The following is a 10,274-nucleotide window of genomic DNA, read 5'->3' as shown; positions in this document are numbered from 1 at the left end:
CGACTCTGTCCTCGGGGCCCAGGTGCCTTCAGCGACAAGGCTTGGGAACAGATCGGACGTCGAGGTTCCCCAGCAGGCACCGAGCCCATTAGACAAGTGGAGAAGAACCGCGTGCCCAGGGGATACTGTGGTGGTGAGATTGGGGGAAACATCAAACGCCTTGCCACACCCGGCCAAGACCTCAAAGAGACACAAAAAAGCCGACCCTCTCGCGAAGGCCGGCTTTCAGACTCAATCACCTTTCAGCGAGCATCAGGCGCCGCGACCGCAGCAAGCCTTGTACTTCTTCCCACTGCCGCAGGGGCAGAGGTCATTGCGACCTACTTTGGGAATGTCGCGCTTGAGCGGGATGGTGATCTTGGGGCCTTCGTCTTCCTGCTCGGAGGACTCGGGGGCGGCCGATTGGCGTGGGGCGTTCTCTGGCCCGATCTGACGGGCGTTGTTGAGCATGCTGTTGCGCAGATGCTCCATGAACGCCTGGAGACGCTGGTGGCTGCTGAAGAGGTTGGAGACGACCTTGTTGTAGATGTTGGTCATCAGCTCCTCGAACATGATGTACGCCTCGGACTTGTATTCCACGAGGGGGTCCTTCTGGCCGTAGGAGCGCAGGCGGACGCCTTCACGAAGGCCGTCAATGGCGTACAAGTGGTTCTGCCACTGCTCATCGATCGCTTCCAACAAGATGATGCGCTCGCTCTCTTGCAAGAGCTGAGGCAACACGCCGGTGGTCTTGAGGTCGTAGGCGCGGCGGACGCGTTCGATGACAAACTGGACGATTTCGTCGAAGCTCTTCGTCTCCAGCGCGGATTCCTTTTCAGTAAGGCCCAGCGGGAAGGAGGTGTTGAGCCAGTTGAGCAGGGCCTGATAGTTCGGCTGGGTGTCGCTGCTGGCGTCCTTGGGGATGAACTCCTCAAGGCGGGTGGGGATGACCTTGTCCAGCACTTCATCCAGGAGCAGGCGGGGATCCGGGCTCTCCAGAACTTCGTTGCGGTAGGTGTACACCACCTCGCGCTGCTGGTTCATGACATCGTCATATTCCAGCACGTGTTTGCGGGACAGGTAGTTGCGCTGTTCCACACGCTTCTGGGCGGTTTCGACGGAGCGGTTCAGCCAGGGGTGTTCCAGCTCCTGGCCTTCCTCCATGCCGAAGCGTTCCATGATCTTCGTCATGCGCTCGGCCGCACCGAAGTTGCGCATGAGATCGTCTTCGAAGCTGATGAAGAACTTGCTGTTCCCTGGGTCACCCTGACGGGCGCAACGACCGCGAAGCTGGCGGTCCACGCGACGGCTTTCATGGCGCTCTGTGCCAAGCACGAAGAGTCCACCGAGCTCGGCCACGCCTTCGCCCAGTTTGATGTCCGTACCACGACCGGCCATGTTGGTGGACACGGTGACGGAACCCTTCTGACCGGCGCGGGCCACGATCTCCGCTTCCTGGCGGTGATACTTGGCGTTGAGCACGGAGTGGGGGATCTTTTGCAGCTTGAGCAGACGGGAGAGGGTCTCGGAAGACTCCACGCTCGCCGTACCGATCAGCAGAGGCTGCCCTGTGGCGTGGGTCTCGACGATGAGTTTGAGCACCGACTGGTACTTCTCACGACGCGTCTTGAAGATGCTGTCGTTGTGATCCTTCCGCTTGATGACGCGGTTGGTCGGGATGCTGAGCACGTCCAGACGATAGATGTCGTGGAACTCAGCGGCATCCGTTTCAGCGGTACCGGTCATGCCGCCCAGCTTTTGGTAGAGGCGGAAGTAGTTCTGAATGGTGATGGTCGCCAGCGTCTGGGTCTCGTGGTCGATGTGGACGCTTTCCTTGGCTTCCACGGCCTGGTGCAAACCATCGCTCCAGCGGCGGCCGGGCATCTTGCGGCCCGTCTGCTCATCCACGATGATGACCTTGTTTTCCTCGACGACATACTCCTTGTCCTTCTCGTAGAGGCAGTAGGCGCGCAGGAGCTGGTTGATGTTGTGAATGCGCTGGCCCTGGGTGTCCAACTTGGCCTGCATTTCTTCCTTCCTGGCCAGACGCTGGGCATCATTCAGCGCGGCGTCGGCATCGATGTCTGCATAGGCAGAGGCGATGTCGGGCAGCACGAACGCATCAGGTTCGTCTGGGTTCAGGAAGGTGCGGCCCATTTCGCTGAGATCCGCATCATGCGTCTTCTCATCGATGGTGTAGTAAAGTTCTTCCTTGAGTTCGAAGAGGGCGGTCTTCTGTGTGTCCTGGTAGAAGCTCAGTTCGGCCTTCTCCATGGCACGACGCTTGTCTGCGTCTTCCTGGGCGCGAAGCAACCCGCGGTTCTTGGGCTGACCCAGGCGGACCTGGAAGAGCTTGCGGCCGGCCTGCTCGTTTTCCTTCTTCTCGAAGTGCTCGTTGGCCTCCTGGATGAGGCGGTTGCACAGCGTGTTCTGGCGGCGTACGAGCTGCTCCACGAGCGGCTTGTAGCGATCGAACTGGTGCGTGCTGGTGGCCACCGGGCCACTGATGATCAGCGGCGTACGAGCTTCATCGATGAGGACGGAGTCCACTTCGTCAATGATGGCGAAGTAGTGACCGCGCTGCACCTGATGGTCCTTGCTCCGGGCCATGCCGTTGTCGCGCAGGTAGTCGAAGCCGAATTCACTGTTGGTCCCGTAGGTGATGTCGGCCACATACTGGTCGCGACGCACATCGGGAGCCTGGTCGTTCTGAATGCAACCCACCGTCAGTCCCAGGAACTTGTAGAGGGTGCCCATCCACTCGGAGTCACGACGGGCGAGGTAGTCGTTTACGGTGATGACGTGCACACCGCGGCCGGTCAGGGCGTTGAGGAAGACGGGCAGGGTGCCCACGAGCGTTTTCCCTTCACCCGTGGCCATTTCCGCGATCATACCGCGATGCAGGGCGACGCCGCCGATCAGCTGAACGTCGAAGTGCACCATTTCCCACCGCAGGGGCTGGTCACACACGAGCACTTCGCGACCGCACAGACGGCGGGCGGCATTCTTCACCACGGCGTACACTTCGGGAAGGATCTCCTCGAGGATGCTGGCTTCGATCTGGCCAAATCTGGGGGCGATTGCGGTGTAGGCTTCGCGGGCTCTGGTGATGCGATCTTTGCGGGCTTCCAGCGGCTCCTTGGCCCAGGCATCTTCGTTCACCAGGTTCACGTCCAGGCTGGAGAAGTGCGGCTTCAAACGGTTGAAGCGGTCCGCAACCATGCGGAGGCAGTGATCCACCTCCTCCTCACCTGCCACGCGCAGCCAGACGCCAGCAAGGAACTGGGGTTCATGGAAGGCACGGAAACGTTCCTGCCAGCCCGCAGTTTTTTCGCGGAGCACGTCTTCAGGTTCATTCTGAAGTTTGGCTTCAATCTGGTTGATCTGATGCACCAGAGGCCAGAGCCGCTTCACGGCGCGCTGGTTCTTTGAGCCTATAATTTTTCGAACGATCCAATCAAACATGGCAAGGGGAGGGAAAAGGGACGGTAGGATGGCTGAGGATTGACTTTGCGCAAGGTAAGTGTTGAGCAGGCCCCCGCAGGCAATCCTGAGGGGGCCCGGGTGGTGCGCTAGATCAATTTCTCGATTAAGGGATGGGCAAAATGCAGAGGCTGCGCAAAGGCAGGATCTGCCGGAAAACTGCGCCGTCCGTCACCCAGTCTAGGGTGAAGGTCAGGGAAGAGTACATTGTCTTCCCCAAGGGAGGGGCAGGGCTCCCAGGGTGCGTAGGAGGCTCAGGCCTCGATCCCGTCTGGTGCCCGGAGGCACCCCCTCATGAATTCCCAATTGTCGGTGAACCGGTATTGCTGATGGTCTGGGTACTGGGCCCGTCGCGAAGCCAGCTCCGTTTTCGCCTGCCGTTGAAGGTCTATCTGGGTGGCGAAAGGGGCCGCTGCAGGGTCGAAAGGCAGCGGCCGGTGGGTGACTTGGTCAGACTCGGACAGGGCAGGAACCGCACTCTGCCACGGCAGCGCCACTTGGACGGCGGCACGGGGGCGTTCCTGATTGCCGGTCAGAATGGCGACGAGCGCAGGCGGGGTCACCCTCAGGGGGGACGCAGGGCTGGAGGGATCCAGCGGAGTGCGCTTTTGTCTGTGAGGCTCACCGGTAGAGGGCCTGACAGACGTGGAGCGAAGTGGCAGCTTGATGGCCACCACGCCAGCCTGATCCTCCCCACCGTCACGCGCCACGCGTGGCTCGGCTGGAGACAGTCCCACCAAGCCCGCTCCCAGAAACAGGAAGGCACAGGTGGAAAGTCGGCTGGAGGTCATGGCAGAAAGAAAGGGAAAGGACACAAAGGTCGCAACGGGAGGTACGCGGCTCCCAAGGCAAAGGGAGCGGTGACCCGGCTGAAAACCGAGATGTCTGGAACGCGCAACTTCTCACAGTCTGGCCGCAGGTAAAGCAATTGCGTCTGGGCGCAGTGTAAAAGCCAGGAAGAGGGGCTGCCACGGCATCATCGTGACGGAATGGTTTCAATCACGGTCATGGCCAGCCACGGCCCTGTTTCAGGATTCCAGAACGCGGACCAGTACCAGCTGGAAACGTCGGTGTGGCACTGCGACTGCGATGAGTTGGTGATGCGTTCCCTCACTCGGTAGGACTGCCCCCGGTGTCGGGCTTCGTAGCAGCCCCACACCCGGCCATCGATGTCCTGCCAGGCGAGTTGCGACCGTATTTCATAGCCGGAGGCGCGCAGGCAGTCCGCGCTGCTGTGCAGGAGACGGGTGGCCTGGGTGACGTGACGGAGTATCACCTCGGCCTCGCCACAATGAAACCGGCCGACCTGACCCGGAAAGGACTGGGCGAATCGGGACTCGCGCTCCGATAGCGGTACGGAATGGAGGGGAACTCCGTCCCATGTGGCAGGCCAGACGAATGTGTTCGATTGGGAGCGCTCAGAGGGAAGGAAGTGCCACAGCAGGCCAAGTGCGACAAGGAAGGGTGCCGTTGCGGCCATCCAGGTGAAGCTGCGATGTGTAGGGGGCACCCGGTTTGCGCCGCTTGCCTGCCCGGCGACCAGATACACCCCTGCCAACACCAGCGCCTGACAGGCAAGGCCCACCCCTTCATGGGCCAAATGAGGCCAATGGGCGCGACCAGACTCCGGGAAGTACAATACGGTGGCTCGCAAACCATTGCCTGCGGTGACAAGGAAGGTGGCGATTCCGAGCAGGGTCAGCGTTCCTGGCAGGTGAAGGCGTCGGAGACTCGCTAGGGTGGCCCCGACAAACCAAGTGGTCCAAAGCATGCGCACGCCAGAGCAGGGTGGGTCTACCCCCACGATGCGGTCGCCATCCATCAAAAGCGTGCCCGCCCGAGTGACGGTGAGGCCGATGGTAGAAAGCGTTACGCGCGCCATCTCTGCGGCCGCCAGACGCATGGGACTGCCCGCATAAAAGTCAAGCGAGGCCATGAGCGGCAGTGAGAGGAGCAGAAGAGCAGCCAGGCCCGACTTTCCCTCACGGAGCTGCATGGATGAAAGGAGCACCGCCAGCACACCCGCAGTCATGACCATGGGGTAGGCGGAGTTGTCGGCCCAAGTCCAGGCGAGCAGCAAGCCGCTGCCCCGGATCAAAAGCGTGGGCCTCCACTCGATTTCCTGGCGTCGTGTCCAGACCAGTCCGGTGAAGACGAGAAGAGCCAAAAGTCCAAGCGGTTCATCAGACTGGTCCGAGATCCGATGGAAGTACCATCGACAGGATGGGAAGGCCGCCAGGAGAAAGAGACCCCAGCCCGCCAAGGGCCAGAGTCGAACTGGCAGCGGCAGGGCATCCCGGGTGACCAGATCCGTGGGGGACGCAGGATTCACCGGGGGCGTTGGCGGTTCATGAGCAGACTGGCGGCGGCCAGCAGGATCAAACCTGTCACCCCGGGTTCTGGTACGGCTCCTGGCGTGGCGCCCTTGGAGGATGAACTCACGACCACCACAGGCTGGCCCGCGCCTGTAGGCGGGTTGGAGGTCTGAGCCTGGGCGAGGACTTCTTTAGGAGACTCATCGACGCCAACGAAGGAGGTGTAAGGCGTCAGCAAGGCGTAGCCCACCCCCAGGTCGGTGACTGTCTTGATGGTCTTCACATCGGGCGTGATCTGGAGCTCGTAGTTGAGAGTCCGAACCCGGTCCTTGGCCCATAGGGGGCGCAGGGCAGGATTCGACAGCCCTTTGGCAGACTCCTGGGCGACATTGAAGCTGGCCTCATAGGGCGAGCCACCGGTTTTTCCGCGAACGATGATGCGTCCCTGTGGCTGGCCACGCCATTTGCCAATCAGTTCGATGGGACGGTCCGCGAACACATCCGGGATACTGGCAGGTTCGGCATCATAGGCATCAAAGCCCTCGTAGGCCACTTGTACATCCGTGAGCACCGGCCGGCTGATGTATTCCCTGAACCGTTCCGCAGCGGCTGTCGCATCCTTTTCCGAGAGCACGACGAAGGGATCTCCCTGGCCGGCATGGGCAAGACCTTCTATGAGCCAGCGGTTCACGGCGGTGCCAATCCCGAAGGTGAAGACGTTGGCATTCTGCAGTTCCTTCCTCACGAGGCGGAACGCTTCCTTTTCAATGGTCACATACCCGTCAGTGAGGATGACGATGCTTCGCGACACGCCTTCCTCTTGGGGCATGGCCAGGGCTCGCTTGAGGGCGGGCAGCAGTTCAGTGCCGCCATTGCCACGATGCCCAGAGAGGTCTTTCGTGGCGAGTTGAATGTTCTCAGGAGTCGCAGCCAGCGGCTTGGGCGAAAGCACGGCACTGTCGGATGCGAAATGCAGGATGTTAAACGTGTCTCCTTGATTCAAACCTTTGAGCAGGTCGGTCATCAGCCGTTTGGAAGTCTCTATTGGGAAGCCATTCATTGAACCGCTTACATCCAGGACGAAGAGATAGTCCCGGGGAGGGATCTGCCCGGCTTCTATCTTGGCGGGAGGCTGCACGTTGAGGAGAAAGAAGTTCTCCGCGTCAGGTCCGGCTCCGGCCGGAGCCTGATGCAACAGAAGCCCGGTGGCCACCTCGCGGCCGGAGAGCTGGTAGCGCAGGACAAAGTCGCGATTGGCGTGGTCCGCCGATGGGGAGAGCGTGAAGGAGGCGCTGCTCTTGCCGCTGAACTGCATCAGTCCCTGATGGCTTGGGGAGGCGATGGACTGCAGGGGCATGCCAGCCTGAAGTTCCAGATTCATGGCAAAGGTCGCCGCGCCGGCCGTGCCCGTGGCCACGTAGGGGTTCTCCGCCCACGCTTCGCCGCTGTCATTTCCTGAACCGCTTTGGTAGCGGGGACCTACGACCGTAGGGAAGACGAACTCGTAAACGCGGTTCGAGGGAAGCAGCTTCTCACTGTAGTGGAGGGAGACTTTCACCACCTCTCCAGGCAGGATGTTGGCCACGCTCATCTCAAACACGTTTGGCCGGTGCTCCTCCAGCAGGGAGGCGGATTTGTTCTGGCTTTTGGCCTTTTCGTAGGTGGCCTTGGCCTGGGCTTTCTCTTGAATGACGGACTTGATGACGCGTTGGCCCAGACGCATCTCCACCCCGTGTACCGCTGCTCGGGTGGAGGCTGGAAAGACATACTTGGCCTCAATGGAGGCGTCGCCGGTGTTCTGGTAAACCTGCTCCACCGTGACATCCGCGATCACTCCAGAGATCTTGGCCTGGATCTGGGTGGATCTCAGGGGCAGCACGTCTGTCTGCCTGGAGTTCGTGCTGCTGACTTGAAAGGTTGGTGCAAGCGTCTTGTCCGGCGGGCCGTCGCCGTAGGGGTGAGCTTGGGTGATGGCCAGTGCCATGGGGGTGGCACAGAGTGCCAGCAGGGCGGCTGCGAGCGGGATGAATCGCTTGTTCATAGGGGAGGGAAGGTTCCGGGTTTGCGTTCCCGAATCCTGCCCGCCCTAGATGAAGGCTTTGTGAACCGCTGGTGAAACCGGCGTGAATTGCCTGTGAAACCCACTGGCGAAAAATGCCGTCACGGGCCCAGCCTAATGACTCCGCTGGAGGGATTTCACCAGGAAGTCCCAGATATCGGCATAGCCGCTGGTCTCCTGGCCGGGATACTTCACATGGCAGGTCGCTCCTGCCTGTGTCGCGAGCTTCTGGAAGCCCAGAGCCCAGGCGGGAGAATGGACCTTGTAGTCCATCTCGGTCACGGTTGCCGGTTGGGTGAGGTCCCAGTTGTTTTCAAAGTACATGGGGGCGGCGCCCGAATGTAGCAGGTGTTCTGGAGACCACTGGCGGATCACTGGCAGAAGTTCCTCGCGGCGTTTGAGGGACTCCTCAAACCCGATGCCAAAGGCCGGGGCTCCCCACATCACTCCCGGGACCCACTCCTGCATGCGTACGGGATCGATGGAAGGCTGGCTGCGGTAGGCCGCCACGCAGGTGACCCGGCTGGACTGTCGCTCGACAGGATCGACCGAATCTGGCCGAGCCCGGTCAGCGGAGCAGCCTGCATACAGGGCAGGCAGGGCACCCTGAGAGCCGCCACCCACCGCGATGCGCGTGGGATCTAGGCCCCACTTTGAAGCTTGGGCCCGCACAAACTGCACCGCACGGCAGGCATCCTCCATGGGGTAGGCAACGGGCGGGTTGGTTTTGTCTTCAACACCATCAGTGAGTGTCCGTGACTCCACTGCCACCACGGCGATTTGGTGGGGGAGGAAACGATTGAGATCGGGTGGGTTCTTGAGCGGTTTCCAGAGCCCGCCGTACCACAGCAGAACCGGAAAGGGGGCGCCAGATGGGTTCGAGGAAGGAAGATACACATCCAGCAACTGGTGTGGATGAGGGCCATATGAGACGTCCGCATGAGAGGGGGCGGGTTTCGATGTCTTGGCGGGTGTCGGGCTGGCAGGGCTGCTGGCGACTCGATTGAGAAACTCCACCATTACCTTTGTCCGAGCCTCATCATAGAACTCCCGTCCGCCGTGCTTGCCGCCTGCCACAGGGACGAACTCCACGCTGAGTCCTGCTTTCTGGTAGGCGCGTTGAAATTCTTCGGACTGGGCAAAGGGCATCTGCGGATCAGCGTCCCCATGAATCAGCAAGAGAGGAGTATCCTGGGAGTCGAGCTGGGCGACCGGGCTCGCCAACCGCGCGAGGTCGGGTTGTCCGCCCAGCAGAAGCTCGAGAGCAGGCACCCGGACCTTCAATCCATGAGGGGTGCTTTGGGAGAGAATGGTCTGCAGGTTCGACGCCCCAAAGTGGCTGATGATGCCCTGCACATCGCTTGATGCAGACTGGGCAGAGCCCACGGTGCCTTCAAGGGCTTTGTTCCCGTTGGTCACCCCGACAATGGCGGCGAGATGCCCGCCAGCGGAGCCTCCTGCGATCACGATCTTGGAGGTGTCACTGAGACCCAGCTCTTTTCCTTTTGCACGAAGGAAACGAATCGCCGCCTTGATGTCATGGGCCTGAGCGGGGAATGGGGCGACGGTGGAAAGGCGGTAGTCCACACTGGCGACTGGGAATCCCTGCGCCACAAGGTTGCCCAGCGGCATGTCCGAGCGGGAGCCAGATCGCCAGCCACCGCCGTGCACGTACACGATGAGAGGGGACTTTGCTTTTCCTTCGGGCAGGTAGAGATCGAGTTGGAGGGGCTGTTCCCCCACCTTGGCGAACTCGATGCCTTCTTTGAGCACGGGTTCCGCATGCAAGGACCCCGTGGGGTTGATGAGCCCAGTGACCAGTGAGAGTAGCAGGGCAGTGCGATGCCAGAAGGAGGGAGGAGTCATGAGAGGAGCCGTTCGGGTTCTCTATACGTGCCGGGACGGACTCCTCTTTGATCGGGCTTTCCTTGGCGAGGGGGAGGCTATCTCGCAAGGCTCCGGTACTGCAGCACTGCGAAGGCTCCGACAATGGCAGCCTGACCCAGGATAAATGCGATGCCAAGAGTTGTGGGTTGAAACCACCGTGTGGCGACGAGCACGAGGCTGTCCACTGTCCACAGCAGGTTGATACCCACGATGGCCCAGGCCAGCCCCTGCGAGAAACGAGGGTGAAGCGACATCCAGGCGACGACGGCGGTGAAGGGGATCAAGATGTAGCTGACCCAGCGGAGCAGCCCGGTTGGGAGACCCAGCAGGGGCGAGAGCATATCAGCAAAGAAGAGCAAGCCCAGCGCCATACCTCCCGTGGCGATGGCATCGAGGAGGAAGATGGCTGGGGCTTTCTGGTTGGCGGCAGGGTGGGGGATCGTGTTCATCGATTTATAGGTTGGATTTGATCCCGGTGTGGCCGGGAGTCGCATTCGTTGGCGACAGGGGGATTCTATTGCGGCCACGCCCCTTCACGATTACCTGCGAGG

Annotated in this window: 6 protein-coding genes; all 6 read right to left on the bottom strand. The window is 61.1% G+C overall.

The genetic code is table 11. From position 1 onward, the window contains the following. Positions 1 to 252 precede the first annotated feature (252 nt). Positions 253 to 3,444 (bottom strand): preprotein translocase subunit SecA, encoded by a 3,192-nt coding sequence (secA, locus tag BV034_RS21995; protein WP_050029128.1) that lies wholly within the window; start codon positions 3,442 to 3,444, stop codon positions 253 to 255. A gap of 272 nt (positions 3,445 to 3,716) precedes the next feature. Continuing rightward, positions 3,717 to 4,253, bottom strand: a complete 537-nt coding sequence (locus BV034_RS21990; RefSeq protein WP_050029127.1) for a hypothetical protein — start codon at positions 4,251 to 4,253, stop codon at positions 3,717 to 3,719. Between the two features lie 185 nt (positions 4,254 to 4,438). Continuing rightward, on the bottom strand, positions 4,439 to 5,794 hold the full coding sequence (locus tag BV034_RS21985) for an exosortase/archaeosortase family protein (protein WP_050029126.1): 1,356 nt from the start codon (positions 5,792 to 5,794) through the stop codon (positions 4,439 to 4,441). Continuing rightward, complete coding sequence (locus BV034_RS21980; RefSeq protein WP_050029125.1) at positions 5,791 to 7,818, bottom strand: VIT domain-containing protein; 2,028 nt, start codon at positions 7,816 to 7,818, stop codon at positions 5,791 to 5,793. The genes BV034_RS21985 and BV034_RS21980 overlap by 4 nt, the downstream gene beginning before the upstream one ends. Before the next feature lie 132 nt (positions 7,819 to 7,950). Next, the gene (locus tag BV034_RS34235) at positions 7,951 to 9,702 is read right to left on the bottom strand and encodes an alpha/beta hydrolase fold domain-containing protein (RefSeq protein ID WP_063768860.1); all 1,752 of its coding nucleotides are present in this window, start codon (positions 9,700 to 9,702) and stop codon (positions 7,951 to 7,953) included. A 77-nt stretch (positions 9,703 to 9,779) separates the two neighbouring features. Then, positions 9,780 to 10,172: a hypothetical protein gene (locus tag BV034_RS21970; RefSeq protein WP_050029124.1), complete on the bottom strand. Its 393-nt coding sequence runs from the start codon at positions 10,170 to 10,172 to the stop codon at positions 9,780 to 9,782. Positions 10,173 to 10,274 lie beyond the last annotated feature (102 nt).

Source organism: Verrucomicrobium sp. BvORR034 (assembly GCF_000739635.1).
Taxonomy (GTDB): domain Bacteria; phylum Verrucomicrobiota; class Verrucomicrobiia; order Verrucomicrobiales; family Verrucomicrobiaceae; genus Verrucomicrobium.
Note: the sequence above shows the minus strand (reverse complement) of the source record. Positions and strands in the feature narration are given on the sequence as shown.

Excerpts from the sequence above, each read along its gene's own strand:
- secA (WP_050029128.1), bottom strand. The coding sequence starts at position 3,444 with ATGTTTGATTGGATCGTTCGAAAAATTATAGGCTCAAAGAACCAGCGC.
- BV034_RS21980 (WP_050029125.1), bottom strand. The coding sequence starts at position 7,818 with ATGAACAAGCGATTCATCCCGCTCGCAGCCGCCCTGCTGGCACTCTGT.
- BV034_RS21990 (WP_050029127.1), bottom strand. The coding sequence starts at position 4,253 with ATGACCTCCAGCCGACTTTCCACCTGTGCCTTCCTGTTTCTGGGAGCG.
- BV034_RS34235 (WP_063768860.1), bottom strand. The coding sequence starts at position 9,702 with ATGACTCCTCCCTCCTTCTGGCATCGCACTGCCCTGCTACTCTCACTG.
- BV034_RS21970 (WP_050029124.1), bottom strand. The coding sequence starts at position 10,172 with ATGAACACGATCCCCCACCCTGCCGCCAACCAGAAAGCCCCAGCCATC.